At 67.0% G+C, this 26,855-nt stretch carries 29 protein-coding genes, 3 tRNA genes and 1 pseudogene; 19 read left to right on the top strand and 14 right to left on the bottom strand.

Translation table 11 applies throughout. The features are described 5' to 3' along the window. Positions 1–8 precede the first annotated feature (8 nt). Positions 9–110 (bottom strand): annotated as a pseudogene (locus ABIA65_RS04445) (VOC family protein); the annotation flags it as partial. A 6-nt stretch (positions 111–116) separates the two neighbouring features. Then, positions 117–623: a UCP032817 domain-containing protein gene (locus ABIA65_RS04450; protein WP_354522761.1), complete on the bottom strand. Its 507-nt coding sequence runs from the start codon at positions 621–623 to the stop codon at positions 117–119. 26 nt (positions 624–649) lie between these two features. Here ABIA65_RS04450 and ABIA65_RS04455 point away from each other — a divergent pair, with 26 nt between their 5' ends. Beyond that, entirely contained in the window at positions 650–952 is a 303-nt protein-coding gene (locus ABIA65_RS04455; RefSeq protein ID WP_354522762.1) for a hypothetical protein, read from the top strand. A gap of 94 nt (positions 953–1,046) precedes the next feature. Here ABIA65_RS04455 and ABIA65_RS04460 read toward each other — a convergent pair whose 3' ends face one another. Next, positions 1,047–2,150, bottom strand: a complete 1,104-nt coding sequence (locus ABIA65_RS04460; protein WP_354522763.1) for a polyprenyl synthetase family protein — start codon at positions 2,148–2,150, stop codon at positions 1,047–1,049. A gap of 210 nt (positions 2,151–2,360) precedes the next feature. Between ABIA65_RS04460 and ABIA65_RS04465 the strand changes: the two genes are divergently transcribed. The 10 genes from ABIA65_RS04465 to fmdA all read left to right on the top strand — a co-directional run bounded on the left by ABIA65_RS04465 (position 2,361) and on the right by fmdA (position 12,176). Continuing rightward, positions 2,361–3,821 (top strand): APC family permease, encoded by a 1,461-nt coding sequence (locus ABIA65_RS04465; RefSeq protein ID WP_354522764.1) that lies wholly within the window; start codon positions 2,361–2,363, stop codon positions 3,819–3,821. Next, positions 3,818–4,519, top strand: a complete 702-nt coding sequence (locus ABIA65_RS04470; protein ID WP_354522765.1) for an SDR family NAD(P)-dependent oxidoreductase — start codon at positions 3,818–3,820, stop codon at positions 4,517–4,519. Before ABIA65_RS04465 ends, ABIA65_RS04470 begins: the two co-directional genes overlap by 4 nt. Before the next feature lie 2 nt (positions 4,520–4,521). Next, positions 4,522–5,241: an SDR family NAD(P)-dependent oxidoreductase gene (locus ABIA65_RS04475; RefSeq protein WP_241402114.1), complete on the top strand. Its 720-nt coding sequence runs from the start codon at positions 4,522–4,524 to the stop codon at positions 5,239–5,241. A 12-nt stretch (positions 5,242–5,253) separates the two neighbouring features. After that, positions 5,254–6,216 (top strand): agmatinase, encoded by a 963-nt coding sequence (gene speB, locus ABIA65_RS04480; RefSeq protein WP_241402113.1) that lies wholly within the window; start codon positions 5,254–5,256, stop codon positions 6,214–6,216. Next, the gene (locus tag ABIA65_RS04485; RefSeq protein WP_354522766.1) at positions 6,213–7,094 is read left to right on the top strand and encodes a polysaccharide deacetylase family protein; all 882 of its coding nucleotides are present in this window, start codon (positions 6,213–6,215) and stop codon (positions 7,092–7,094) included. The genes speB and ABIA65_RS04485 overlap by 4 nt, the downstream gene beginning before the upstream one ends. A gap of 18 nt (positions 7,095–7,112) precedes the next feature. Continuing rightward, positions 7,113–8,192 carry a Rieske 2Fe-2S domain-containing protein gene (locus ABIA65_RS04490; RefSeq protein WP_354522767.1) on the top strand — a complete coding sequence of 360 codons (1,080 nt, stop codon included), beginning with the start codon at positions 7,113–7,115 and terminating at the stop codon, positions 8,190–8,192. Continuing rightward, positions 8,189–9,130 (top strand): PDR/VanB family oxidoreductase, encoded by a 942-nt coding sequence (locus tag ABIA65_RS04495; protein ID WP_354522768.1) that lies wholly within the window; start codon positions 8,189–8,191, stop codon positions 9,128–9,130. The genes ABIA65_RS04490 and ABIA65_RS04495 overlap by 4 nt, the downstream gene beginning before the upstream one ends. Before the next feature lie 96 nt (positions 9,131–9,226). Next, positions 9,227–10,480, top strand: coding sequence for a helix-turn-helix domain-containing protein (locus ABIA65_RS04500; RefSeq protein ID WP_354522769.1), 1,254 nt, complete (start codon positions 9,227–9,229; stop codon positions 10,478–10,480). A 203-nt stretch (positions 10,481–10,683) separates the two neighbouring features. Then, on the top strand, positions 10,684–10,911 hold the full coding sequence (locus tag ABIA65_RS04505) for a zinc ribbon domain-containing protein (protein ID WP_354522770.1): 228 nt from the start codon (positions 10,684–10,686) through the stop codon (positions 10,909–10,911). Between the two features lie 11 nt (positions 10,912–10,922). Then, positions 10,923–12,176, top strand: a complete 1,254-nt coding sequence (fmdA, locus tag ABIA65_RS04510; protein WP_241402108.1) for a formamidase — start codon at positions 10,923–10,925, stop codon at positions 12,174–12,176. 20 nt (positions 12,177–12,196) lie between these two features. Here the strand turns inward: fmdA and ABIA65_RS04515 are convergent, their stop codons facing one another. From ABIA65_RS04515 to ABIA65_RS04525, 3 genes are all read right to left on the bottom strand, one after another. After that, on the bottom strand, positions 12,197–12,547 hold the full coding sequence (locus ABIA65_RS04515; protein WP_241402107.1) for a hypothetical protein: 351 nt from the start codon (positions 12,545–12,547) through the stop codon (positions 12,197–12,199). A 92-nt stretch (positions 12,548–12,639) separates the two neighbouring features. Beyond that, positions 12,640–13,341 carry a cutinase family protein gene (locus ABIA65_RS04520; RefSeq protein WP_241402106.1) on the bottom strand — a complete coding sequence of 234 codons (702 nt, stop codon included), beginning with the start codon at positions 13,339–13,341 and terminating at the stop codon, positions 12,640–12,642. Between the two features lie 153 nt (positions 13,342–13,494). Then, entirely contained in the window at positions 13,495–14,349 is an 855-nt protein-coding gene (locus tag ABIA65_RS04525) for a DUF4349 domain-containing protein (RefSeq protein WP_354522771.1), read from the bottom strand. Between ABIA65_RS04525 and ABIA65_RS04530 the strand changes: the two genes are divergently transcribed. Further along, positions 14,333–15,511 (top strand): putative bifunctional diguanylate cyclase/phosphodiesterase, encoded by a 1,179-nt coding sequence (locus ABIA65_RS04530; RefSeq protein ID WP_354522772.1) that lies wholly within the window; start codon positions 14,333–14,335, stop codon positions 15,509–15,511. The genes ABIA65_RS04525 and ABIA65_RS04530 overlap by 17 nt on opposite strands. Here ABIA65_RS04530 and ABIA65_RS04535 read toward each other — a convergent pair. The 4 genes from ABIA65_RS04535 to ABIA65_RS04550 all read right to left on the bottom strand — a co-directional run bounded on the left by ABIA65_RS04535 (position 15,480) and on the right by ABIA65_RS04550 (position 18,231). Next, positions 15,480–15,863 carry a nuclear transport factor 2 family protein gene (locus tag ABIA65_RS04535; RefSeq protein ID WP_354522773.1) on the bottom strand — a complete coding sequence of 128 codons (384 nt, stop codon included), beginning with the start codon at positions 15,861–15,863 and terminating at the stop codon, positions 15,480–15,482. The two genes, ABIA65_RS04530 and ABIA65_RS04535, sit on opposite strands and share 32 nt — an antisense overlap. Then, positions 15,860–17,854: an Ig-like domain-containing protein gene (locus ABIA65_RS04540; RefSeq protein ID WP_354522774.1), complete on the bottom strand. Its 1,995-nt coding sequence runs from the start codon at positions 17,852–17,854 to the stop codon at positions 15,860–15,862. The genes ABIA65_RS04535 and ABIA65_RS04540 overlap by 4 nt, the downstream gene beginning before the upstream one ends. Positions 17,855–18,029: 175 nt before the next feature. Then, positions 18,030–18,102 (bottom strand) — tRNA-Arg (locus ABIA65_RS04545). Positions 18,103–18,142: 40 nt separating this feature from the next. Then, a tRNA-Ser gene (locus ABIA65_RS04550) sits at positions 18,143–18,231 on the bottom strand. A gap of 90 nt (positions 18,232–18,321) precedes the next feature. On the opposite strand from ABIA65_RS04550, the gene ABIA65_RS04555 reads away from it, so the two are divergent. Genes ABIA65_RS04555 through ABIA65_RS04570 form a run of 4 tightly spaced genes read left to right on the top strand, consistent with a single transcriptional unit; the run spans position 18,322 to position 21,075 of the window. Beyond that, complete coding sequence (locus tag ABIA65_RS04555) at positions 18,322–19,389, top strand: pyridoxal phosphate-dependent aminotransferase (RefSeq protein WP_241402563.1); 1,068 nt, start codon at positions 18,322–18,324, stop codon at positions 19,387–19,389. After that, positions 19,386–19,868 (top strand): DUF4334 domain-containing protein, encoded by a 483-nt coding sequence (locus ABIA65_RS04560; protein ID WP_241402562.1) that lies wholly within the window; start codon positions 19,386–19,388, stop codon positions 19,866–19,868. The genes ABIA65_RS04555 and ABIA65_RS04560 overlap by 4 nt, the downstream gene beginning before the upstream one ends. After that, the gene (locus tag ABIA65_RS04565; protein ID WP_241402561.1) at positions 19,865–20,233 is read left to right on the top strand and encodes a hypothetical protein; all 369 of its coding nucleotides are present in this window, start codon (positions 19,865–19,867) and stop codon (positions 20,231–20,233) included. Before ABIA65_RS04560 ends, ABIA65_RS04565 begins: the two co-directional genes overlap by 4 nt. A gap of 17 nt (positions 20,234–20,250) precedes the next feature. After that, a complete protein-coding gene (locus tag ABIA65_RS04570; RefSeq protein ID WP_354522775.1) occupies positions 20,251–21,075 on the top strand; it encodes a crotonase/enoyl-CoA hydratase family protein in 825 nt (274 codons plus the stop codon). 15 nt (positions 21,076–21,090) lie between these two features. On the opposite strand, the gene ABIA65_RS04575 is transcribed toward ABIA65_RS04570, so the two are convergent. The 3 genes from ABIA65_RS04575 to ABIA65_RS04585 form a co-directional block, all read right to left on the bottom strand. Beyond that, the gene (locus ABIA65_RS04575) at positions 21,091–21,369 is read right to left on the bottom strand and encodes a hypothetical protein (RefSeq protein WP_354522776.1); all 279 of its coding nucleotides are present in this window, start codon (positions 21,367–21,369) and stop codon (positions 21,091–21,093) included. A 37-nt stretch (positions 21,370–21,406) separates the two neighbouring features. Beyond that, positions 21,407–21,493, bottom strand: a tRNA-Ser gene (locus ABIA65_RS04580). A 43-nt stretch (positions 21,494–21,536) separates the two neighbouring features. Further along, a complete protein-coding gene (locus tag ABIA65_RS04585; RefSeq protein ID WP_241402558.1) occupies positions 21,537–22,049 on the bottom strand; it encodes a MarR family winged helix-turn-helix transcriptional regulator in 513 nt (170 codons plus the stop codon). 45 nt (positions 22,050–22,094) lie between these two features. Between ABIA65_RS04585 and ABIA65_RS04590 the strand changes: the two genes are divergently transcribed. Beyond that, a complete protein-coding gene (locus tag ABIA65_RS04590; RefSeq protein ID WP_354522777.1) occupies positions 22,095–23,078 on the top strand; it encodes an NAD(P)H-quinone oxidoreductase in 984 nt (327 codons plus the stop codon). Positions 23,079–23,084: 6 nt separating this feature from the next. Here the strand turns inward: ABIA65_RS04590 and ABIA65_RS04595 are convergent, their stop codons facing one another. Next, entirely contained in the window at positions 23,085–24,281 is a 1,197-nt protein-coding gene (locus ABIA65_RS04595; protein WP_354522778.1) for a cysteine desulfurase-like protein, read from the bottom strand. A gap of 109 nt (positions 24,282–24,390) precedes the next feature. Here ABIA65_RS04595 and ABIA65_RS04600 point away from each other — a divergent pair, with 109 nt between their 5' ends. Continuing rightward, a complete protein-coding gene (locus ABIA65_RS04600) occupies positions 24,391–26,337 on the top strand; it encodes a DUF6541 family protein (protein ID WP_354522779.1) in 1,947 nt (648 codons plus the stop codon). Then, positions 26,334–26,840, top strand: coding sequence for a bacterial proteasome activator family protein (locus tag ABIA65_RS04605; protein ID WP_305853323.1), 507 nt, complete (start codon positions 26,334–26,336; stop codon positions 26,838–26,840). Before ABIA65_RS04600 ends, ABIA65_RS04605 begins: the two co-directional genes overlap by 4 nt. The last annotated feature ends 15 nt before the right edge of the window (positions 26,841–26,855 follow it).

Below are 26,855 nucleotides of genomic sequence, written 5' to 3' on the forward strand. Positions count from 1 at the left end.
CCGAACGGTCAGGTGGCCTGAATCTGGATCAGGTTGCCGCACGTGTCATCGAGGACCGCCGTCGTCACAGGGCCCATGTTCGTGGGCTTCTGGGTGAAGCGGACTCCGAGGTGGCCCTACCTGGTCGCCGCAATGGTCCGACCGGCGAGTTCCTCCTCGATCTCGGCGACCCGGTCGAGCGGCAGGCCCCACGGGCGATCCACGCCGACGCGGTGGTCGATATCCCACAGGACACACCGCTCGCCCGGGGATGCGACCAGCGACCACGCAATGACGGTCCTGCGGAGCTGTTCGGACATGGGGTCCGCGACCGCCTCGACTTCCGCCGGTGCGCCGCCGACTGGGTGGTGATGCATGAACCGGCCGTAGGCCTCATCGCAGAACGCCTGATACCGCGCGGTGCACAGGATCAGGCCGTGCCAGGCCTCGTCCACCGCGTGCGACGGCATCCCGATCACCTGATCGTCGCGCAATGCGGCGGCGCAGCATCTCAGCCATTGCCGCAGGCCCTTCTCGATCAGTGCGCGCGGCTCCCACGGGCACGTCTTGAACACGGCAGGCGGAAGGTCGAGAACTGCCACCGCGGCGGATGACCCGTGGAAATCGCTAGCCGCCGCAGCCACAGCCACCACACCCCCCGCAGGCGCTCATGAACACCGCGGTGCCCGCGGCCGCCGCCCTCGTGCTCCGCGACGTCGTGGCGGTCGTTGCCCCGGCATCCCAGATGTCGTCGGACATGTTGACTGCCAACCGATTCCGGCTTGCCGAACGCAGCGCCCTGGCGTGCCGAAGGTACGCGGCCTGCGGGTCCTCGGCGTCTCGCCGGCGGACCCGCCCCACCGATATGAGTACACCCGCGATGACCCCCGCCACCGCCAGTGTGATGATCAGCCAAATCCATTCCGTCGACATCATCGGCCCCTTCCCCGTCGTGCCCGATGCCAGGATCTGACTGTGGCCACATGAGGTGAAGGGGAGTGGGCCGCCGGGGCGCGTTTCCTAGCGCAATCCACAGATTCGCCTGATGGCGACGGCGATCCCGTGGGTCAAACAGGCGGCATGAAGGACACGTCGGTGCACTCGGCCAGCAGTTCTCGCAGCGCGGAATGCGGGGACGGGTCAGCGGATCGGGCGAGATTCGCGAGTGCCTGGTCCGCGACCGCGACCAGCTCGGCTATCCGCCGCATGACGTGATCCGCTGCGCCGCAACCCAACATGATGCGTCGCACCTCGGCGATAGCAGCCGGGTCAGCAGCGGCGTCGCCGACAACACCCGACAGCGTCCGCGCATCTGATCCGGTGGCCAGCTCCACGGCCATCCCGAGCAGCTCGGTTGGCTTGCCGGAGCGGATGTCATCACCCGCGCTCTTTCCGCTGGTCTCGGTCGAGCCGAACAGATCGGCGAGATCGTCGCGCAGTTGGAAGGCATGCCCCACCGCGCGGGCGTAGTCGTTGAGAGTCTGGGCCGTCGCCGGCGAGGCCGATCCAGCGAGACCGAGGCCCAGCTCGACGGGGCGCTCGACCGTGTAGGCGCTGGTCTTGTAGCGCCGAATCTGGCTGGCCGTCGCGGCGTCGTACCGGTGACCGGCCTGCGCACGCAGTTCCAGCAGCTGACCGGAGATCACCTCGACCCGCATGGACTGGAAGACGCGAGACATGGCGCGCTGGCGGGCAGGTGGAAGCCCTGACACCGCATCGTCGAACTCATCGTGGGCTGCCGACCACAGCAGGTCGCCCACCAGCAATGCGGTGTGATCGCCGAACTCGACAGGATCACCCGACCAGCCCTGGTCGCGGTGCTGCCCCGCCAGTGATGCGCGCACCGACGGCTGGCCGCGGCGAAGTTCGGAACCGTCGACGATGTCGTCGTGCACCAGGATGGCCGCGTGCAGAATCTCCAGTGACGCCGCCAGCTGGACGATCGGGCCGGTGTCCGCGCCACTCTGGTCGGCCACCCGCCACGCCCAGTAGGCAAACCGCGGCCGAAGCCGCTTACCGCCCGCTGTCACGGCGGACATGCCCAGCTGCGCGACGACGTCCAGGTGCTCGTCGATAACCCGCATGGGCTCGACCACGGCGTCCGTGACGGAGACGGCCAGCCGCTCCTCCAGCGCCGCCAGGAAGGCGGCGATCTCATCGTTGTCGCGCACGACACCCTCGTCCTGTCGGTTCTCGAATGGGCGCCGCGAGTCTATGGGCCACGCAACCACCTCGTCGGCCCCGGGCGTGCAGGGCTGTAGTTCTCTACAGTGCCGGGCCGCGTGACTGTGCGTGCAACCCGGCATTCGCCAACGGGGGTGCGCCGCCGGGAGTCACATGTCCATACTTCCGTGTCCATGCAGCACCGAAAGGCGGTCCAGATGGCGACCAGTGGTCAAATAGATTCCGCGCCTGGGGAATTGAAGCGAGAGTTCTCGCTGTGGTCGGCGTTCGCGTTTGCATTCGCGTTCATCTCGCCGATCGTTGCGATGTACGGCATTTACGGATTGTCGCTGGCCGCGGCAGGCCCCGGGTTCTGGTGGACCTTCGTCATCGTCGGCGCCGGACAGTTCGTCGTCGCGCTGGCGTTCTCCGAACTGGTGTCACGCTGGCCGTTCGAGGGCTCGATCTACCAGTGGACGAAGCGGCTGGCAGGCGAGGTGGCCGGATGGTTCGCCGGCTGGATCTACACCTGGGCGCTGGTCATCATCATGGCCACCGTCGCCTACGGTGGTGCCGGCTTCCTGGCCCAGTTGATCGGGATCGAGGCCCCCACCGCGGTCCAGCAGAGCGTCGTCGCGCTGCTGATCCTGCTCGCCGGAACCGGCGCCAACATCCTTGGCCGCGGCTTCCTGAAGGCCCTCATGGTCGGCAGCATCATCGCCGAGATCGTCGCCTCGGTGGGTCTGGGCACCTACCTGCTCATCTTCCATCGCCACCACGGGCTCGACGTGATCCTGCAGGGCTTCGACGCCACCAGCGGATGGACGTGGGCCTTCGTCTCCGGACCGTTCCTGGCCGCTCTGGCGTTCACCGGTTGGTCCATCCTGGGCTTCGAGAGCGCAGGAGCCATCGCCGAGGAGATCAAGGAACCGCAACGCAACGTCCCGAAGGCCATGCTCTTCGCGGTCAGCTTCATCGCCATCGTCATCGCCTATGCGTCCTTGGCGGTCACCCTGGCCGTGCCCGACTTCGACAAGATCCGTTCCGGCGAGGTCTCCGACCCCGTGAGCTATGTGCTCGGCAGCGCACTGGGCGAATCGGCAGTCAAGCCGATCCTGCTGGCCTTCGTCGTCGGCTTCCTTGCCAGCTTCCTGGCGCTGCAGGCGTCGGCCTCGCGGGTCATCTGGTCCTTTGCCCGTGACGAGGTGTTGCCGGGGTCGCGGATCCTGGTCAAGCTGTCCAAGGCCGAGGCACAGCCGGTCCGGGCGATCCTGGTGACCACCGTCATCGGCGCCTGCGTGTACCTGATCTCGGCAACCGACGTCTACTCGGTCCTGGTGACGTTCACTGCTGGCGGCTACTACCTGGCATTCCTGTTCCCCCTGGTGACCGGACTGGTTGCGCGCCTGCGGGGCAAGTGGGTGCCGGGACCCTGGAACCTTGGCAGGTTCGGCACACCGGTGGCGGTCCTCGCCGTGCTGTGGGTCGGTTTCGAGTTCGTCAACATCGTCTGGCCGCGCACCGTATCCGAGTCGTGGTACATCAACTGGGCGTTCTTCGTCGCAATGGGCGTGATCCTCCTGCTGGGCGCGGTCATCGTGAAAACGATCAAGGTGGGGCAGCGCAGGCCCGGCGAGGCCACCGAGCCCGCCGACGAACCCGTGAGCGAGCCCGTATGAGCGCCGGTCAACGCGTCGCCGTCATCACCGGGGCCGGTAGCGGTATCGGTGCCGCGATCGCGGCACTGCTGCGAGACCGCGGCTGGATCGTCGCGTCGATCTCGAGGGAGCCCGCACCGGACACCGACCTGTGGCAGATCGCCGACGTCGCCGACGAGCAGGCCGTGAAAGACGCAATCGAGCACGTGCAGAACACCTTCGGGCAGATCGACGCAGCCGTCATCTGCGCCGGGCACTACGAGGAGATTCCCGCACTCGACATCGTGGCGTCGGCGTGGCAGCGGATGCTGCGCGTGCACGTGGGCGGTCTGGCCCACGTGTGCCGCGCGGTCCTGCCCGACATGCGCAAGCGACGCAGTGGGCGCATCGTCGGAATCGCCTCTGAGCGCGCAATCGGCGGCGGCAGCAACGACTCTCACTACGCGGCCGCCAAGGGTTCCGCGCTGAGTCTGCTGCGCAGCATCGCCGTCGAAGTGGCTGCCGACGGGGTCCTGGTCAACGCCGTTGCGCCCGGGCCATGTGACACGCCGCTACTGCCTGCCGACTCGTGGGAACGCGGCGCACAGTTCGTCGAGACGCTGCCCGCCAGGCGTATCGCCGATACCGGTGAGGTCGCCGAGCTGGTCCGTGCGCTGCTTGAGGAGGACCTGTTCCTGTGCGGAGAAGTGTTGTCGGTCAACAGCGGAACGGTGATCTGACGATGTCCAACACCTCTCGGGTTCTCATCACCGGCGTCGACACCCAGCTCGGTGCCGCCGTACGCGAGTACTTCACCGTCCGCGGCGCCACTACGACCGGAACGCGCGCGGGCAGCCGTGAGGCGTCCGAGGCGAACGGGGGCAAGCTCACCGTGTGGGCCGACCCGACCAACCGTCACGAGGTTCGCCGTGCCGTGGCACAGGCAGCCGAACTCATGGGTGGGATCGACGCGTTGGTCGTCGCACATGGGCTGCCCCACGTTGCCGCGCTGAACGACCAGACCATGGACGCGTTCTGGGACCACGTCGATGCGACGCTGACCGGCAGCTTCCTCTACGCGCAGGCCGCGGCAGAGCACATGCGGGACAACAGAACCGGTGGTCGCATCGTGCTGACCACATCGCGCTGGCACATCGGCGGTGCCGAGCTGTCGGCGGTCGCCGCCGCTGCCGGCGGCATCGTCGCATTGACGAAGTCGCTGACCCGCGACTTCGGCGGCTTCGGGGTGGGCGTGAACGCCGTCGCGATCGGAGCCGTCGACTCGGAGTGGGCAGTGTGTGACGCCGCCGCGGGCGGCTCGAGTCTTACCCCGCCCACCGGCCAGGTGGGCACTGTCGAACAGGTAGCCGGGGTCATCGGAGTGCTGTGCCAGCGTCAGCTCGGTGCAGCCGTCGGACAGATCGTCAATGTCGATGGCGGGCTGTCGCGTAATCGTGTCTAGGAAGGGCAATCAATGAACAACGACAACGGCCGCAATGCGATTGTGGGAGCGGTGGATCCGGCTGTGCAGCCGCGATACGCCGGATGGACCACCTTCGCGCGGCTGCCGCGGCTCGAGGACGTGACCCACGCCGACGTCGCCGTGGTGGGGGTGCCATTCGACAGCGCCGTCACCTACCGTCCCGGAGCCCGTTTCGGGCCCAACGCGATCCGGCAGGGTTCCCGGCTCATACGCGGCTACAACCCTGAACTCGACATCAAGCCGTTCGAGGTCTGCCAGTTCGCCGACGCGGGCGACATCGCGTGCAACCCGTTCGACATCGGCGAGGCGGTCGACCAGATCGCGGCGCAGCTGACCGACTTGCTGTCCAAGGGCACGCGTGCTGTGATCCTCGGCGGCGACCACTCGGTGGCCCTGCCGTCGCTGCGCGCCGCGCACGCGGTACACGGCCCCATGGTGCTGGTGCACTTTGACGCCCACCTCGACACCTGGGACGGGTTCTACGGCGCCGACATCACGCACGGCTCGCCGTTCCGCCGCGCCTTCGAGGAGGGGTTGTTGCTCGACCGCAACCTGCACGTCGGCGTGCGCGGGTCGATCTATGATCGAAAGGATCTCGTCGAGGACGCCAGCTTCGGATTCTCCTGCATCACCTGCCGGGAGATCGACTCGCTGGGGGCCGATGGCATCATCGAACGCATCCGTGAGCTGGCGGGCGACGCGCCGGTCTACGTCTCCGTCGACATCGACGTCCTCGACCCGGCGCATGCTCCGGGAACGGGAACGCCGGAGGCCGGCGGCATGTCCAGCCGCGAGCTGCTCGCCGTCATACGCGGGCTTGAGCACGTGAACCTGGTGGGTGCCGACGTCGTCGAGGTGTCGCCGGCCTACGACCACGCCGAGATCACCGCGGTCGCCGCCGCCAACGTCACATGGGAATTCCTGTCCGTCTTCGGAAGAAAGGCTCAACGATGACCGCTCTGACCCCGGCGGGACCGGTGTCGTGGCCACAGGGAAAGACCTGTGCCGTCGCGTTCACCTTCGACGTCGACGCGGAATCCCCGCTGTTGACAACCGATCCCGCGTTCGCCGATCGCATGGGTGCGATGTCGCATCAGGCGTACGGCCCGCTGGTCGGTGTCCCGCGCCTGCTCAGCATCCTCGATGAGTTTCAGGTTCCTGGAACCTTCTTCGTCCCGGGCTACACCGCGCATCGGCACCCGGAACCGGTCCGCTCCATCGCGGCGGCTGGTCACGAGATCGCCCACCACGGCTATCTGCACGAGTCGCTGGTAGGTCTCGACGAGGACGCCGAACGCGAGATTCTCGACCGCGGGCTAAAAGCCCTCGAGGAGGTCGCCGGTGTTCGGCCCGTCGGTTACCGCGCTCCCATGTGGGAGATGAACTGGCACACACCGAAGTTGCTCGCCGAGTTCGGCTTCGTCTATGACTCCACGCTGATGGACTCCGACCACCCCTATGAGCTTGCGGTCTCCGACGGCACCTCACTGGTGGAGCTACCGGTCAGCTGGGCGCTCGACGACTGGCAGCAATACTGCTTCGTGCCTGACTTCTCCGGCACGGGACTCATCGAGACGCCGGCCAAGGCGATCGAGCTGTGGCGTGCCGAACTCAACGCGATGCGCGATATCGGTGGTGTCTGGATTCTCACCAACCACCCCTTCCTGTCCGGACGGCCCGGCCGCGCGGCCGCACTGCGTGAGTTCATCGCGGAGGTATGCGCGATGGACGACGTGTGGGTGGCAGGCATGGCTCAGATTGCCGAGCACGTCCGTTCCGCGCAGCTCACGCCGCGCACCCTGACTCGTCCCAACCTCGGCCCCACCGTTTGATTTAAGGAGATTCGACCGATGAAGCAAGAGGCACTGACCCCGGACAAACTCCGCGAGGCCTACCAGCACGTGTGGTTTGTGGTGGCCCGTTCCCGGGACATCGGCACCCCCCAGGCCGCCCAGCTGCTCGACCAGAAGCTCGTGGTGTTCCGCGATGCCTCCGGCGTCGCACGGGTGACTGATCGACGCTGCGTCCATCGCGGCGGCAACCTGGCCGATGGCGTGATCGACGGCAACAACATCGCCTGTCCGTATCACGGCTGGCAGTTCGACGGCGAGACCGGCGCGTGCCGCCACATCCCCTCACTGCCCGAGGGTGGGCGGATTCCGCCGAAGGCGGCCATCAAGACCTATCCCGTCATCGAACGGTTCGAGCATGTGTGGACCTGCCTGGGCGACCCGGTCTTCGGTCTGCCGAATCCACCCGAGATCGAGGGCCTGGAGCTGGATTGGCTACCGGCCGAGCCGATCCACGCCGACTGCGGGTTCATGGCGGCGACCGAGAACTTCCGCGATATGGCGCACTTTCCGTTCGTGCACGAGGTGTCGATGGGCGAGGTGAATCCGGTCGTCGGCGACCTCGACGTCAAGCGCGAGGGACGTGAGGTGTGGGCGTCCTACTTCTACCAGCAGGTCCCCGACTCGAACTTCTCCAGCACCGGCGATGCCGTGATGCACTACCACTCCTACGCTCCGGGTATCGCGACGATTCTGTACGACTTCGGAGAGGAGATCGGCAAGCGCTACCTCGTCGACTTCCCCTCCCCGGTGAGCTACGACAAGTGCATCATCTTCTGGGGCGTTGCCACGGACAAGAACTTCCGTGGCGGCACCGTCGAGGAGATCCTCGAGATCGAGACCCAGGTCTTCAACGAGGACACCCCGATTCTGGGCGGCCTTGAGCCCAAGGAGGTTCCGCTCGCCGGACAGGCCTTCGAGGTGTCGGCACCCGCGGACATCTACACGCTGAACTATCGACGTGCCACTCAGTACGCCGTGCAGACCATCCAGGAGTCTCGGGGTTTGACCGAGTCAGCAGACAACGGTCGTGTGCTCGCTGGCGCCGGGAGTCCTGTCCCGGCACCCGAGAAGCGATGAAGTTACTCGTCACCCAAATGCGGCTTGAAGCCGCAGGCGTCATCTCCGTGGTACTGCGGAGCGCGACAGGGGACCGGCTGCCCGAATGGGCAGCCGGTGCCCACGTGGCCCTCACGCTGCCGTCGGGCCTCTTGCGGCAGTACTCGCTCTGCGGGCCGCGCGAGGATCCGTTCAGCTACACGATCGCGGTCCTGCTGGTCGGGGACGGCCGCGGCGGTTCGCGGGAGGTCCACGAGCGGTTGCGCGTCGGAGACGTCATCGAGGTCGGGGCGCCGCAGAACAACTTCGCTCTCGCCCCGGCCGAGAGGTACCTGTTCATCGCGGGCGGTATCGGCATCACTCCGATCCTCGCGATGATCGACTCGCTTCGCGACCAGCCGGACCCGCCTCCGTTCCGGCTGATCTACGGCGGTCGCAGCCGATCGGCGATGGCCTTCCTCGATCGTGTCGGCAGCATCGACGGTGTCGATCTGATCCCGCAGGACACCGTGGGCCTACCCGATATCGATGGTGCGTTCGCCGACAGCCTTCCCGGCACCGCGGTCTACTGCTGCGGGCCGCCCGCGATGCTCACCGCGGTGCAGAGTGTCAGCGAACGGCACCCGGATCTGGCCCTGCACGTCGAACGGTTCGCCGCGGGCACCGAGGACGTCGTGCGAGCCGATGACGGCGCCTTCGAGGTGGCACTGGCGCGCACGGGCCGCACCATCACGGTGCCCCAGGATCGGAGCGTGCTCGACGCGGTGCTCGAGGTCGCCCCGGACACCCCGTTCTCGTGCACCGCGGGCTTCTGCGGTACCTGCGAGACCAAGGTGCTGGACGGCGCAATTGACCATCGCGATGATTTGCTGACAGACGAGGAACGCCGGTCCAACGCCACTATGATGATTTGCGTTTCTCGGTCTCTCGGTGGCGGCAGGCTCACGCTCGATCTGTGATTGCCGCGGCTTCAGCCTAAGATCCGCAGGCATGGACGATCCCGCGCCGAAGCGCCGATGGTGGCCGGCGTGGGTGCACTGGAGGGGAGATCTGCGGTGACTGCGATCGCGCCCCACGACGGTGTGGTGACGCTTGGACAACTCCTGGCCGAGGAGAGTCTTCAGGTCGAGGCACTGACCCCGATCCGTGATCTCGACCGGCCGATCCGCTACGTGTACCCCACCGAGCTGGCCGACCCGTCCCAGTATCTCTCCGGTGAAGAGCTGATTCTCAGCATCGGCGTGCCCGTCGTCGACCAATCCGAGGATGCGGTTCGGCGCTATGCCACCGCGCTGATCGGGCAGGGGGTCACGGCGCTGGTCGTCGGGCTCGGCGACCTGTTCGACGCACCGCCCGCGGCGCTGGTGTCGGCCTGTCGGGACTTGGATCTTCCGCTGCTGACCCTGGACGCCGCGGTACCGTTCCGCCGGATCGTCGACTGGGCCGAGTCCATGCGGGCCGCCGACCGCGAGGTGGGCACCCGCGAGGGTGATCTCGGATCGATACTGCGCTGGTTCGTGGCGGGCACATTGGGTGTCGGTCCCGTCGAGAACGCGCTCGGCGGCTACGGGTTGACCGGCGGCCCCGTCGTGGTCTGCGCGTTCACCTCGGATGTTCACCCCCAGGTGCACGACCTGGTGGACCGCTACTCCGGTGCCGTCGCGCTGCTCGAGGACCGCATTGTCGCGCTGTGTGCGCAGACCGACGAGTTCACCACGGAGTTGGCCGCGTCGTCCCTGGTGTGTGGTGTCGCGATCGCCCCGGACGCGCAATCCATGGCGTACGCGATTCCCGAGGCTCTCGAGGCGCTGCACGAGGCGATTCGCTGGCGCCGCACCGTGCACATCGACGAGATCGCCACCCTCGAGGGCCTGTTGGCCGCGGTTCCCAAGGTCCGGTTGGTACCGTTCGTGCAGCGGCTACTGGTCCCGCTGGTCGACCAGGACAAGGTCAACAACTCCCACCTCGTCGCCTCGCTGGAGGCCTTCCTTGCGCCGGACACGGATATCACGGCGGCCGCCAATCGGCTCTACGTCCACGTCAACACCCTGCGCAACCGGCTGGCCAAGATCGCCGAACTCACCGGCGCCAATCCGCTCGACGAGACCGACAGGATCAACTTCCGGATCGCCCTGTGGGCCGCGCTGAACATGGGCATGCGGGAGGACGCCGTCAATCCGCCCGGCGCGGATACCGGCGGTGCGCCCCGAACGATCGCGGATTCTGGCGCTAAACCACTGCAGCACAACGTGATCAGGAAGGCCGCCCGGCCTCCGACCTGGACTGCGCGGGGGCCGCGAACGCAGTGAGCGCGGGGTCCCTGCCGACTCTGTAGGGGCCTACAGCCGGCAACCGGTGACCTGTGCAGTTCTCCAAGTCCCGCGCCAGCACCTGCACCCGTGGGTAATGTTGCCTGGGTCGGTTGCGTCACCGGACATAGTGAGGAAACCTCATGGTTCTCTACGCTTTTCGCTGCGAATCTGGCTGCGGCACAACGAAACAGATGTACTCGATGGCCGACCGTCCGGATGCGATCGAGTGCCCGGCTTGTGCAGGGTCGGCCCGCAGGACCATCGCGGCCCCGCACCTCGGCCGCGCCGGAAGCACGGCGATGGCGCTGCAGGATGCAACCCGCGCCACCGCTGACCGTCCCGCGGTGGTGGCTGCGCCGTCACCGGTGACGCGGCGGCGCCAGAAGATCACCACCAATCCGCTTCACCAGACCCTCCCGCGAGCCTGAAGGAGTCCTCAATGCCCGATGTTGTGTTCCCGCTGGATTCGACCAAGAAGTTCACCAATCAGGAGAAGCTGGGCCACAACCGTTGGCATCCCGACATCCCCGCGGCGGTGACGGTCAAGAAGGGCGACTCGTTTCGGGTGCACTGCCGCGAGTGGTTCGACGGCGCGATCGTCAACGACGACTCCGCCGACGACATCCTCAACGCGCCGCTGACGACAGTGCACGTGTTGTCCGGTCCGATCGCCGTCGAGGGAGCGAAGCCCGGTGACCTGCTGATCGTGGACATCCTCGACGTCGGTCCGATCCCGCAGGAGGACTCCGGGCCGCTCGCCGGCCAGGGCTGGGGCTACACCGGCATCTTCCCAACCCAGAATGGCGGTGGCTTCCTCACCGAGCAGTTCCCCGACGCATACAAGGCCATCTGGGACTTCTCCGGTCAGAAGGCGACGTCGCGGCATGTCCCGCACGTCGAGTTCACCGGAATCGTCCATCCCGGCCTGATGGGCACGGCGCCGTCAGCGAAACTGCTCGGGACCTGGAACGCGCGCGAGGCCGCCCTGATCGCCACCGATCCCGACCGGGTGCCACCTCTGGCGCTGCCCCCCGAGCCGCAGGACGCGATCCTCGGCGGGTTGACGGGCGACGCCTTCACCAGGGCCGCCGCGGAGGCCGCCCGCACCGCGCCGCCGCGTGAGAACGGCGGCAACCAGGACATCAAGAACTTCACCAAGGGCAGCCGCGTCTTCTACCCGGTGTTCGTCGACGGCGCCAACCTGTCGGTCGGCGATCTGCACTTCTCCCAGGGGGACGGTGAGATCACCTTCTGCGGCGCCATCGAGATGGGTGGCTTCATCGATCTGCGGGTCGACGTCATTCCCGGCGGCATGGAGACCTACGGGGTCAGCGAGAACGCAATCTTCATGCCGGGCAACACCGACCCGCAGTACTCGGAGTGGCTGGCGTTTTCCGGGACCTCGGTCACGCTCGACGGTGAGCAGCGCTACCTGGACTCCCACCTGTCCTACCAGCGGGCGTGTCTGCACGCGATCGACTACCTGACCAAGTTCGGGTACAGCCCGGAACAGGCCTACCTCCTGCTCGGCGCGGCACCCATTGAGGGGCGGCTCTCGGGTGTCGTCGACATCCCCAATGCCTGTGCGACGGTCTACATCCCGACGGCCATCTTTGACTTCCCCGTGGAGCCGACGGCGGCCGGGCCGGTCAAGATCGACCCGGGTATGGGCGCCCCACGCGCGTCGTTCTGATCTAGCGGGGCGCTACAGCGCTAGGTCCAGAGCGTCGCGATCAGCACGTTGACGATCCCGAGGCCGCCGGCGGCGTGGGTCATCCACGCCACCTTCTTGCCGCGTTTCGCGGCGCCGCGGCCCATTTCGGCGAACGCGCAGACCAGCACGGCGATGACCAGCTTCACGCTGATCTTGATCATGTTGGGGTCTTTGCCCAGGATGGCGATGGACTCGGCCATGCCCACCAGGGCCACACCGGTGATGAGCTGCAGTCTGGCGCCCCAGACCATCACCTCGTTGACGGCAGGTTGGCCCGCGAGATACCCGCCTACGAGGGCGGCCATTCCCAGCAGGTGCGTGACGACGACGATGTTGTACACGAGATCCACAAACGGCGAGGTTACGCGAGTGGAGCGCTAATTACTACAACGTGTAGTACGCGGGCGCGCCCGGTCGGGATGGGGCTGCGCGGTGGTTCGGATCAGGTGCGGCTCGCGGCGAACGTCGCAGCCTCGTTGGTCATCCCGTTGAGTCCGTACAACGCGTGCGAGAACGTGGGCATGCCGTCTGGTGCACCGTCGCAGATCGTGTCGCCGCCCGCGCAGAGGTCGATGGTCTTGTCCACGTAGCGCGGGCCGATCGTGATGGCCGGCGCGCCGTACTTGCTCAGGAACGAGTCGGACGGCTTGCCGAACAGCGTCACGGCGGCCACGTGGTCGGCCACTTCGGGCGGCATGGGCGCGGGGACGAGAGCGGCCGGAACTCCCGGTGGGACTTCGGCGGCGGTGACGAAGCCTGCGACCACCGCGCCCTGGGAGAAGCCGCCGAGCACCACCTTGGTGTTGGGGCAGTTCGCCGCGGTGGCCTGCACGTGGGCACCCGCGTCGCGGATTCCCTCGACAACCGTGCCTGCGAACGCCTCGCGATTGTTGAAATCGCTGCTCGCCGCGTAATTGACCGGGTAAACGGCGAGCGATCGATTGCCCAGCTGCGCGCGCAGCGAATCGACGAATGCCTGCCCCACACCGCCCACACCCGGTGGCTCACCCGTGCCGCGGGCGAACACCACCTCCACGTCGGGGCACGGTTCGGCGGCGGCCATTGGCGCGGATGTGCTGAACAGGACGGCACCGCTGGCCAGGACTGCAGAGCCAAGGAACCGCGTGATGGGGCCTGTCCTCATGGTGAACTCCTTCGGAGGTCGGGCGCTGGCAGTGCGACGTTCGTCGCGACAGGGTTAATACCCCCGTGTTTGCCACCGAAAACCCGAACCCGACTGAGGACGCGAGGTTGCGTGAGCTGTCGTCGCTACCGGTGACCGGCTACGACTGCGATGTCAGGATGATTGCTCGGTCGGATCATCCTTGGACACAGGCGGATTCGGTGCCGGTGCGGGAGGGGGCGCAGCTGCTGGTGCTGCGCTCGTCGCAGGCACTGCCACCCGGCGGCTTCGTAGCGTCCTGCGCAGTGCCCAGAAGGCGCCGCCGATGACGAGAAACACCGGAATCCACGGCAAGAGGAACCCGATGGCGTGGCTGAGCCCCGAGGCGGCGCTGACCAGTGCGCGCCACCCCTGCTCGACGGCGCCGACGAAGCCGACCCGCGAGACACTCGGTTCTGAGGACAGGTCCACCGTGATCGTGGCGTAGGAGATCTGATCGCCGAGCGTGGCGCGCTGGGCTTGCAGCGAGTCCAGTTCAGCCTGTCGCTGGGTCAGCGAACTCTCCGCGGCGAGAAGGTCTTCGGTGCTGGTGGCCTTGTTCATCAGGTCGAGTAGACGGTTGACCGACGTCTGCAACGCCTTGATCCTGGCGTCGAGATCGACGCGCTGAGAGGTGACATCGTCGTAGTTGATCGACTTGGACTCCACGACACCGAGTTCGTCGATTCTGGCGAGAACGGCATCAACCTTGTCCGACGGTATCCGCAGCGTCAGGGTCACCGATGGTGTGGTCGACCCGCTCTGATCGGTGCGCGCCTCGACGCGCCCGCCGGCCTCGGTGGTGGCGGCCGCGAACTTGTCGGCGGCCGATATGGGATCGCGCACGGTCATTCGCATCGAACCGGTGGTGACGATGTCGGGTCCGTCGGTGACGGTGTCCTGCCCGGGTGGTGTCTCGGGCGCGAACTCCTGCTTGGCGGGGGCTGCCGGGGCCCCGCCGCCATAGGAGAACGTGCGCGACTGGGACACCGTCGCCCGCCTGGGCGGTGACGAGTTCGCGGTCCTGCTCGAGGATTCCGCGGACACCGTCCACGCTGTCACGCTCAGGGTTGTCCGCGCGTTCGACGAACCCTTTGCAGTGGACGGCCGCGAACTCTACGTCCGGCTGAGCGTCGGCCTGGCAACCGCACCGCCAACCGGTGATCCCGACGTCACCGCAGGCGAGTTGTTCAAACGCGCCGACCTCGCCATGTACTCCGCCAAGCGGGATCAGGCCAGCGGTGTAAGGGCGTTCACCCCCGATATGCGATTGGAGGCCACCCACCAACCGCTGCCGAGCCGCCGGGAGCGGACCGGCAGGCATGACGGCGTGGCGCGAATCCAACTCATCAACGACCTTCGCCACGCGATCGACGCGCGCGAACTCACCCTCGTCTACCAACCCAAGGTGAGCCTCACGACAAACGAGGTCGTTGGCGTCGAGGCCCTCATCCGCTGGCCACATCCGGACCTAGGAGTCCTGGAACCCGCCGACTTCCTGCCACTGGTCCGCCAGAACGGCCTCATGGAGGCAGTCACGGACGTCGTGCTGACACGGGCACTCGAGGACGCGGCGGGCTGGCACTCCGCGGGCGTGCGCATCCCCGTGGCGGTCAACCTGTCGGCGCCGTCATTGAACGACGAGTCCACCCCCGACCGCATCCGCATTGCACTCGCCAGGCACGGCCTGTCCGCTGACGCCCTGTCGGTGGAGATCACCGAGGACCTTCTGCTGGCCAGTGTCGTGCACGCCCGCGCGGTGCTGGACCGGCTGCGTCAGTCGGGCATCCGGGTGGCGATCGACGATTTCGGCAGCGGCTACTCAACCATGACCTACCTGCACGAGCTGCCGATCGACGAGCTCAAGCTCGACCGGCACTTCGTCGCCCCGATCCTGCACGATGAGCGCGCCGCGGCGATCGTTCGCTCGGTCATCGAACTGGCAGGCACCTTCGACCTGTGCAGCGTGGCAGAGGGTGTCGAGACGAAGGCCGTCGCCGACCGGCTCCGGGAGTACGGCTGCGACCTGGCCCAGGGGCACTACTTCAGCGCTCCAGTGTCAGCCCAGGCCGTGCGGCTCAATCGTTGGGGACCGGTGCTGGACCCGCACCGGGCCTCCCCTACTGCAGCTGCTCGGCCATCCGGGGCATGATCGCCTGCAGTCCCTTGAACGGGCGCAACATGACCTTGAACGAGTCGATGCGGCCGTCCTCGTTCCACGTGATCATGTCCACACCGTTGACGTAGATCCCGTCGATCGTGGCCGCGAACTCCAGTACCGCCGAACGCTCCGCGGACCACTCGCCCACATAGTGAAAGTCGGTTCCCGCAAACACCTTCGCCGCCGCGTTCAGGTACATCGCGGTCTTGGCACGGCCCTCCTGCGGTGAGAAGACCGCAGGCGAGTAGAACACCACATCGTCGGCGAGCAGTGCATCGAGGGCATCGGGGTCATGGCCGCCGGCCAGGAATGCGTGCCAGCGTTCGATCACGGGTGCTGTCATACCAATATGGTCGCAGGCGGCGCAGAGCTGGCCTGCTGCGGGACCACCACGATGTATCCGATGTCCTTGAGGATGGCTAGTTCGATGGGGCTTAGGACCCGCACACTCAGGCCGGTCCCGGTCTTGGCGTTCATCATCTTCTCGTCGGCGCCGGTGAACGTCTTGTCGTCCAGGTGAGCCATCGAACTGCCCGACTCGTAGGGGTTGGGCGTGAAGAGCGGGACGAGTCCGCCGTAGGCGGCTACGGCGTTGGCACCGCCGAAGTAGAAGCCGCCATTGGCGCCCGTCAGATAGTCGTCATAGGCGGTGTCCCACTTGAAGTCAGCGCCGATCGGCTTGTGCCCGCCTGCTGTCACGATGAAGCTCGAGAACACCGGCCAATGCACGCGTGTGTTCACCTGCCGCACCCGGGAGGTGAAGCCGAAGGAGTGCATCAGCTCGTGCATCGCGACGGCCTTGAAGTCGTACTCGTCGTCACCCACGACGTCGCCCAGCGCCCAGTCACTGTCGAAGTTCCAGTCGATCTCGCCGTCGGCCTCTGCTCCATTCGCGTCGACCCCGTGGATGAGCTTGTTCTGCACGACAGTGCCGAAGAAGCCCGGCGCCGAACTGACCAGCTCACTGGAGGCAGCCGCCAGCGTGGTCGAGGACGAGTCGTCCTCCCCCGTGACGTCGTAGGTCAGGAGGACCGGCGCGTTCACCATCAGGTACGCCGCAACCGCAGTCGCCGACGCTTGCAGCGCGTCGCGACGTTCCTGGGTCCAGTACTCGGCACCGGTCGTGTAGTTGAACGCGAACTTGATCGCGCCCTGGTTGACCAGCGTGCCCGCCCGGGTGCCACCGCGGAACGGGTCGAACAGGTTGACGTGCAACCCCTGGTCCTGCGCCACGATGACGAAGCTGTCGACACCGTTGAAATCGGCTCCGGGCGTGTAGGTGAAGGTGCCGTCGCCGTTGAGCTCCACGGTGCCGAGCGTCGGGCCCTTGACCACGCGGTAGACGATCCGGTCACCTTCGGGATCCACCGCGTCGACGCGGCCGGTGATCGGGCCCGTCGACTGGCCGGTCACCTGAACCGGGGCCACCGCAGGCGCCAGGTTCAAGAAGGTGCGGCGTACCGCCCACACCGCACCCTCCATGTGCCACTTCAACTCGGTGGGCACCGGCAGCGAGCCGATCCACCCCATCGAATCGGACGTCCACGCGATGATCGACCGGCTGATGAACTCCCTGCGCGGATCCTGGTGTGCCTCGACCTGAAGCGCCCACGGAACGACCGGTTCGACCACGGCAGCCGTGCTCAGCGGATCCGGCTCGACAACCGTGGTCTGCTCGACCTCCGGCGTTGCCGCCGCCACGAGAGAGTCGGTCACCTTGCTGTCCGCCGCGCTGTCCACCGCCGCGATCTTCGACACGGTGGACACGGCTGGCGACACGGTGGAGGACTTGTTCGAGTCGCTCGGCACAACGGGCGGCTGATCGCCCGACGGTGTCACGTCAGCCTCGACGATGACGGGATCCGCAACGCCCGTGTCAACGTCGGCCTCTGCCTCTGCCTCCGCCTCTGCCTCTGATTCGACGGTGTCCTTTACGGGGTCCTTGTCAGCGTCCTCGTGGGTGACCTTTACGGGGTCCTTGTCCTTGATCGTGTCGTTGGCGTCGGTGTCGGCGTCGCTGTCGGTGCTGTCCTTCGAACGTGCCGGAGACGATGACCCAACCGAGGTCTTCGGGCCGGAATCGACCTTCGAGTTCGACGGGGACTTCGTCGAGGTGTTCGACGAACTCGACGAGGACGATTCCCCGGGGCTCGAGTTGTCCGAGCCCGAACTCGACGACTGACCGGAGTCATCGGCGAGGGCGACACCCACCTGGGGACCCGTCAGCGACAGGGCGAACAACGCCGCACTCACACCGGCGGACGCGGCCCCGACCTGCAGCCAGCGTCGGACACCGAAGTCCCGCGACCGGCGACTCGTGTGCGCACCCGCCATAATATGACCCCTCCGTCAATTGCCGTAGGGGGAAGATATATCGCGGCCACTGGCCGCGCAGCTACTTGCAGCGGCAAGTTAAGAACCGTGTCGCCCGACGCAAGCCGGCAACCAAAGGAAACGACCCCCGGGCGTACCGCTCATGCCACGGGAGTCGTTGTTGGGTGATGCTGAGTGCGCCCGAAGGGATTCGAACCCCTAACCTTCTGATCCGTAGTCAGATGCTCTATCCGTTGAGCTACGGGCGCTTGCTATTCAGTTGTACGGCTTGACGCAGGTCAGCCGCGGCGGAGGCGAGAGGATTTGAACCTCCGGTCCGCTTTAAGACGGACAACTCATTAGCAGTGAGTCCCATTCGGCCGCTCTGGCACGCCTCCCGATTGATCCGAGGGCACAGCGTACACAGCCCAACGAGCGCAACGCAAAGCAGCTCCAGAGCAGGGTCGCGCGGGCCCTAGACTGAGCGGGTGACTGCCCGCCTCCGACCCGAGCTGGCCGATCTGCCCGCGTACACGCCAGGCCGAACGGTGCCCGGTGCAATCAAGATCGCCAGCAACGAGACCGTTGACGGTCCGCTGCCCAGTGTCCGCGCCGCGATCGTGGCTGCGACCGACACCATCAACCGCTACCCCGACAACGGATACATCGAGTTGCGGGCACACCTGGCCAAGTCCCTGGACGGCGGCTCCTTCGCCCCCGAGCACATCGCGGTGGGCGCCGGCTCGGTGAGCCTGTGTCAGCAGCTCATCCAGATCACCGCCTCGGTCGGTGACGAGGTGATGTTCGGCTGGCGCAGCTTCGAGATCTATCCGCTGCAGATCCGCACGGCCGGCGCCACACCGGTGGCGGTGCCGCTGACCGATCACACCTTCGACCTCGACGCCATGCTGGCCGCGATCACCGACCGGACCCGGCTGATCTTCGTCTGCAACCCGAACAACCCGACCGGCACCGTCGTCGACCCCGCCGCCTTGGCCCGTTTCGTCGCGGCCGTGCCGAGCGATATCCTGATCGCCCTCGACGAGGCCTACGTCGAGTACATCCGTGACGATCTGACGCCGGACAGCTTCGGCTTGGTGCGCGAACACAGCAATGTCGTTGTGCTGCGGACGTTCTCGAAGGCCTACGGCCTGGCCGGCCTTCGGGTGGGCTACGCCGTCGGCGACCCCGACATCATCACCGCCCTCGGCAAGGTCTACGTGCCGTTCACAGCGACCAGCGTGTCCCAGGCGGCCGCCATCGCGTCGCTGGACGCCGCGGACGAACTCCTGGCCCGCACCGACGTGGTCGTCACCGAACGCGCCCGCGTCACCCAGGCGCTGCGCGACGCGGGGTTCACCGTGCCGCCGTCACAGGCCAACTTCGTCTGGCTGCCCCTGGCCGCCGCGAAGATCGACGACTTCGTCAACAGCGCCGCCGACAACCGTCTGCTGGTGCGGCCCTACGGGCAGGACGGCGTGCGCGTGACGGTGGCCGCCAGGCACGAGAACGACGCCTTCCTCGAATTCGCCACCCGATGGATCGGAGACCAATGAGCACCTTCGCGAACCTGGTCGCACGCACCGACGTGATCGCCGACGCCGACCTCGACGCGTTCTGGGCCACGCTGGAACCCGCGAGCATCGAGGACATGCTCGGCGAGTGGAAGGGCGGCGAGTTCAACACCGGCCACCGCGCCAACGGATTCATGAACCGGCTCAACTGGTTCGGCAAGACGTTTCACTCCGCCGACGACGCCAAGCCCCTGGTCTGCCTCGACGCCGACGGCAACAAGTTCTCCAACACCGAGGCGATGAACGGTGAGGCCAGCCTCTGGATGGAGGAGTTTCGCGGCGAGGTGACGGCGTCGATGGTCTACGACGGTCAGCCCGTCCACGACCACTTCAAGAAGGTCGACGAGAACACCGTCATCGGCATCATGAACGGGAAGAAGGCGGTCGACACCACCTCGGGTTCGCCGCGCTACCTGTACTTCTACCTCGAACGGGTCCAGGGCCTATCGTTGCCCACATGAGAACCCGTGTCCCGGTCGCCCTGGCGGCCCTGCTCGTTGCGGGTGCCCTCGCCGGGTGTGCGCGCACCGTCCCGGGCACGGTCGCCATGACCACCGAACCCGGGTACAGCCCATCGACATCGAGTCCCCGGTCCTCGCCGGGCGTGCCTGCGCCGCCGGACTCGCAGACGATGACGTGTGCGGAGTTCTCGGCGCTCGACCCCGAAACCCAGACCGCGGTCATCACCGAGATCCTCGGTGAATTCGGACCGATGATCGGCGACCAGGACGGCGAGAGCATGCGGATCGCGGCCGACGCGTTGTGCCAGTTCATGCCTGGCGACATCGTGCTGAGCGAGATCCTCATGGGAGGGTCTCCCCCGTAACCGCTAGCCTCTGAAGCATGGGCAATAGCTACGAGTCCCTCACCGTCGAGGTGTCCGACCACGTCGCACAGGTGACGTTGATCGGTCCCGGCAAGGGTAATGCCATGGGGCCCGCCTTCTGGGCCGAACTCCCCGTTGCCTTCGAGGCTCTCGACGCAGACCCCGACGTCCGGGCGATCGTGCTGACGGGATCGGGCCGCAACTTCAGCTACGGCCTCGATGTGGCCGCTATGGGCAACACCCTCGGACCGATAATGGCCGACGGCGCGCTGGCCAAGCCGCGCTCAGATTTCCACAAGCACCTCAAGGGGATGCAACACACCGTCACCGCGGTCGCCGACTGCCGCACACCCGTCATTGCCTCGATACACGGCTGGTGCATCGGCGGCGGTGTCGACCTCATCGCGGCGGTCGACGTCCGCTACGCCAGCGCCGACGCCAAGTTCTCGGTGCGCGAGGTGAAGCTCGCGATCGTCGCCGACATCGGCTCACTCGCCAGGCTGCCGCTGATTCTGTCCGATGGCCACCTGCGTGAACTGGCGTTGACGGGCAAGGACATCGACGCCGCGCGCGCCGAGCGGATCGGTCTGGTCAACGACGTCTTCGACGATGCCGAGGCCTCGTTGGCGGCGGCGCACGCCACCGCCAAGGAGATTGCCGCCAATCCGCCCCTGGTGGTGCAGGGCATCAAGGACGTACTCGACGAGCAGCGCACCGCACAGGTGTCGGCCAGCCTGCGCTACGTGGCCGCGTGGAACTCGGCGTTCCTGCCGTCCAAGGACCTCACCGAGGGCATCAGCGCGATGTTCGAGAAGCGGGCACCCGACTTCCAGGGCGAGTGAGCCCTTGTCGCGCAGCTAGATCGCGTCTCCGGGGACGTTCGTGCCGACGTCCATGCCACCCTCTGCGATCCCGCCACCGCCGCGGTATGCGCCAAGATATTCGGCGTGCCAGCGCGGCCAGTCGAGGAAGGTCGCACCCGCGGTGGCCCGGTAGCGCCGGTACTGTCCGCGAGCGGTGCGCAGCGAGCGGCGAGCCTCCTGCGCGGCACGCCGGGCCGCGTGCCTGGCGGTCGACTCCTGCGCTGTGGTCAGCGCAACGGCGGCGTCACGAAAGAGCTGCCGGCTATCGAACATGAGCGGAGCCTACGTCCGCGCACCCAGCACCGCACCGCGGTGGCGGAGGGATTTGAACCCCCGGACGGTGTTAGCCGTCTCTCGCTTTCAAGGCGAGTGCATTAGGCCGCTCTGCCACGCCACCGCGGACCATCGTAAGGGGTTCGCGGTGGCTGCTCGTACAGGGCTCAGACCCGACCGAACCTCGCGGGTGCCGATGTGGACCTCAGCCCTGCCCCGATGCGACGACAGTTCTCCCCCATCGCGGCGATCTGCGTCCGTGACAGCCGGGCGAGGAAGTGCGTCCGCACACCGTCTCCGTAGGTCGCCATCGCCTGATTGAGGATCATCTTGCCGTGGGGCGTGATGGTGGCCAGCACGCCCCGTCCGTCATCCGGACTCGAACAGCGAGTCACCAACTTCTGCGCCTCGAGTCGATGGATCTGACGCGTCACCCGACTGGGCAGCGACGTGAGTTCCTCGGCCAAGTCCCCCATACGCGCCGAACCGGTCGGTGACCGATCCAGCACGTCGAGCAGTCTCACGTCGTTGAGTGTCAAATGATGCGATTCGACCAACGACTTGTTCAGCGTTGCGTGGAGCCGTAGCGCAGCATCAAGAAAATTTTGCCACGACCGTTGTTCCGCTATGTCTAACCCCGGCATGGCGCTAGCGGTGCGCCCTGCGATCATCCCCTCCATTGCGTCATAGTAAAACGCGGAACCTCGGGTAGTAGCGTTATCGCCATGCGTGCCATCGTCGCGAATCCCGACTCCGGGCTCATCTGGCAGGAAGTCCCTGACATCGCAGCTCAAGCTGGTGAGATCGTCATCGATGTGACAGCCGCAGGGGTCAACCGCGCCGACCTCCTGCAGGCCTCAGGCAACTATCCACCCCCTCCGGGGGCCAGCGAGATCCTCGGCCTCGAGGTGTCCGGGCACATCTCGGAGGTGGGACATTCGGTAGCGGGCTGGTCGGTCGGTCAACCCGTCTGCGCTTTGCTATCAGGCGGTGGATACGCAGAAAGAGTCGCCGTTCCCGCCCCACAGGTGCTGCCCGTTCCCCCGGGCGTGGACCTGCACGCCGCCGCCGCACTGCCCGAGGTCGCCTGCACCGTCTGGTCGAACCTCGTCATGACCGCCGGCCTCGCCCCCGGACAGCTGCTCCTGCTGCACGGCGGCGCCAGCGGCATCGGAACCCACGCCATCCAGGTGGCGCGCGCACTCGGCGTCCGCGTCGCGGTGACCGCGGGTTCGGCCGAGAAGCTGGCGCTGTGCGCAGATCTCGGCGCCGACGTGCTGATCTGCTACCGCGACGAGGATTTCGTCGAACGGGTCAGGGCATCCTCCGACGGCCGCGGCGCCGACGTCATTCTCGACATCATGGGAGCCTCCTACCTGGACCGCAACGTCGACGCACTCGCGCCGGACGGCCGGCTGGTCGTCATCGGATTCCAGGGCGGGGTCAAGGCCGAACTCAACCTCGGCAAGCTGTTGTCCAAGCGGGCCGGCGTCATCGCGACGGCACTGCGGTCACGGCCGGTGGACGGTCCGTCGGGTAAGGGCGCCATCGTCGACGAGGTGATCGCGCGGGTCTGGCCGATGATCGCCGACGGGCGGGTCCGCCCCATCGTCGGCGCCGAACTGCCCATCACCGAAGCCGCGGCCGCCCACGCACTTCTGAAGTCCGGCGAGGTCACCGGCAAGGTACTTCTGCGCGTAGCGGACTGACGCCCCTCAGCCCAGCGAGGCGAGCGCGCGGACCAACTGATCCACCTCGGATGTCGTGGTGTAGTGCGCCAGACCGATGGTGACCGCGCCCCCGATGTCGTTGACGCCGATCACGTCGAGCACCCGCGACGACGGATTCGACACAGCAAGCACACCGTTGTCGGCGAGCCGCTGGATCACCCGCTCGGCGGGCACCCCCTCCACCGCCAGGCTCAGCACGGGCACCCTGGAATCGGGCGCCCCGAGCACCATGGCGCGCGGCAGCGAACGCAACGACGCCACCAGGTAGTCGAACAGCCGGTCCATGTAGCTGGCCGCTGATTGCATTGACACCATGAGTCTTTCGCGACGCGAGCCCTTCGCGGTCTCGTCCAGCGAAGCCAGGTACTCCACACTGGCCACGAGTCCCGCGAGCATCCCGTACTGGTGGTTGCCGACCTCGAGCCTGGCCGCGCCGGTGGCCAGCGGGTCCAGTGACACCGAACCGAACGTGTCGATCAACGACGGGTCCCGGAACACCAGCGCGCCGATCGGGGGGCCTCCCCACGCCACGGCGTTCACCGCGATGACATCCGCCTCGACCTCATCGATGTCGATCAGGCGGTACGGCGCCGCGGCGGAGTGATCCACCACGACCAGCGCACCGTTCTCATGCGCCAGCTTGCTCACGGGACGCAGCTCGGTCACCGTGCCGAGCGATGCCGATGCGGACGTGATCGCCACCAACCGCGTCGGCTTGGTGATCAGGCTCTCCCACTGCCAGGTCGGCAGCTCTCCGGTCTCGATGTCGACCTCGGCCCACTTCACCTTGGCGCCATACCGATTCGCGGCCCGCAGCCATGGAGCGATGTTCGCCTCGTCATCCAGGCGGGTGACCACGACCTCGTAACCGAGACCGACCCGCGACGACGACGCATCGGCGAGTGAGGTCAGAAGAATCGCGCGGTCCGCGCCCAGCACGACACCGCGGGGGTCCGCTCCGACGAGATCGGCCACGGCCTGGCGGGCGGCGGCGAGTACCGCGGCACTGCGCAGCGCGGAGGGATGCGGACCAACATTGGTCGTCATGGATCCACGGAACGCCGTGGAAACAGTGGTCGCGACCGAGTCGGGAAGCAGCATCCCGTACTGGGCGTCGAAGTGCACCCAACCGTCGCCCAATGACGGGTGCAGCCCCCGCACCCGGGCGACGTCATATCCCATGTCAGCCACCTTTGAGCATCTGAAAAACGCGACCCATAGCGTTTCGGTCGACGCCCGCGCACGTCTACGCCGTACCGAACGAGGTCGCCTGGGCAGCCATACTAGTGCAGTGACCTTGGCTGCCGGAGTGCTAGTGGCATGGTTGTTGCTAGTCATTCCCGGAGCAATCGTCGGCCGCGCCGCTCAGCTAACTTGGCCCGCCGCCGTCGCGGTGGGCGCACCGGTGACGTACGGCATCATCGCCTTCGCGATTCTCCCGATGGGGGCGCTCGACATCCCGTGGAACGGGTGGACGGCGCTGCTGGCCCTAATCCTCACTGTGATACTCGTCACGGTGCTGCAGGCGGCACTGCCACGGCTTCGCGACCGCGCCGCCGAGGCTCGCGCCATGACGACCGGACCGGCCCTGGTGACCGCGGCGGGCATCGCACTCGGGGGGCTGCTGATCGGCTACGCAGCAATTCGCGGGATGCCGAACTGGCAATCGATCCCCAGCAACTGGGACGCCGTCTGGCACGCCAACGCCATCCGATTCATCCTCGACACCGGTCAGGCGTCGCCGACGCATATGGGCGAGCTGCGCAACGTCGAGACGCACGACGCGCTGTACTACCCGTCGGTGTTCCACGCGCTCGCCGCGCTGCAGTGCCAGTTGACCGGCGCGGCCGCGACCACCTCCTACACGCTGGCCTCACTCACCGCGGCCGTGTGGCTCTTCCCGGTCAGTGCCGCCACTCTGACCTGGCGCCTGCTGCGCCCGCAAACCGACGACCAGTGGCGAGTCGCCGGCTGCGCCGCGGGTGCCGCGGCCCTGGCGGCCTCCTTCACCGCGGTGCCCTACGTCGAGTTCGACACCGCATCGATGCCCAACCTCGCGGCGTTCGGGGTCGCGGTGCCCACGATGGTGCTGATCGCCTCGACCCTGCGGCACCGTGATCGCATTCCACTGGCGGTCCTCGCCCTGCTCGGGGTCTTCTCGGTCCACATCACGGGCGGTGTCGTCACGGTCACGCTGGTCGTGGCGTGGTGGCTCTTCGATGCCCTGTGGCGACCGGTGCGTGGCAGGCTCACCGACTTCGTCACGCTGCTTCTGGTCGCGGTTCCCACCGTGCTGCTGCTGCTTCCGCAGTTCCTCGGGGTGCTGCAACAGGCCGAGATCATCACCGGGCACGCATTCGTGACGCACGAGGGCAAGAAGCGCGCGCTGTTCGACGCGGTCATGCAGCACACCCGCCACCTCAACGACTACCCCATCCAGAATCTGCTGATCCTGCTCGCCGCTGTCGGCGGCCTGATCCTGTTGGTCCGGCGGGTCTGGTGGCCGCTGGCGGTGTGGCTTCTGCTGATCGTGTCGATCGTGCACTCGTCGGCTCCGTTCGGCGGGCCGATCGGCACGCTCACCGGCACCTTCAGCGACCTGTTCTACAGCGATCCGCGCCGGCTGTCGGCCGTCGTGACGATGCTCCTGGCACCGATGGCCGGCATTGCCCTGTTCACGGTGACGGCGTTCGTCGTCGGCCTGTGCCGCAGGCTCGCGCCCCGGGTCGACGCCCGCGTCTGGCACGCCGCCACCGCCGCCGTGGTCGCGGCTGCCTGCGTCGGGCTTGCCGTTCACTACCTGCCGCGTCACGAGTTCCTTATCGGGGAGAAGTACGACTCGGTGATCGTCGACGACAAGGACCTCGAGGCGTTCGCGTACCTGGCCGCGTTGCCCGGCGCACGCGACGGCATCATTGGCAACGCCAATACAGACGGCACGGCATGGATGTACGCCGTAGCGGGGCTGCATCCGCTGTGGACCCATTACGACTACCCGCAGCAGCAGGGTCCGGGCTACAACCGATTCGTCTTCTGGGCCTACGCCGACCAGGCGGACACCGACCCGCGGGTGGCCGAGGCCGTGCACGCGCTGGGCATCCGGTATGTGCTGACCAGCACGCCGGTGGTGCGCGGGTTCGTCATGCCCGACGGGCTAGTGTCGCTAGACGAGTCACGGTCGTGGAGGAAGATCTACGACAACGGCGAGAGCCGCATCTATGAATGGCAAGGGGCATGAGCACCGACGACAACGATTTCGAGATCATCAGCGACTACCAGTCCGCCGAGAATGACGACGCGGACAACGACGGCAAGGCGCTGACCGACCTCGTCGAACAACCGGCCAAGGTCATGCGGATCGGCACGATGATCAAGCAGCTGCTCGAAGAGGTCCGGGTGGCACCGCTCGACGACGCCAGCCGCACCAAGTTGCGTGAGATCCACCGCACCAGCATCCGCGAGCTGGAGGAGGGCCTGGCCCCCGAGCTCCGCGAAGAACTCGAGCGCCTCACACTGCCCTTCACCGACGACACGATTCCCTCGGATGCCGAACTGCGTATCGCGCAGGCACAGCTCGTCGGCTGGCTCGAGGGGCTATTCCACGGCATCCAGACCGCGCTGTTCGCCCAGCAGATGGCGGCGCGCGCGCAGCTCGAGCAGATGCGCCAGGGCGCGCTGCCCCCCGGCGTGCCCGGGCCCGGCCACCGCGGTACCGGGCACGGCACCGGCCAGTACCTGTAGGTCTGGCGCGGCTAC

The organism is Mycolicibacterium sp. 624 (assembly GCF_040548615.1).
Classification (GTDB): domain Bacteria; phylum Actinomycetota; class Actinomycetes; order Mycobacteriales; family Mycobacteriaceae; genus Mycobacterium.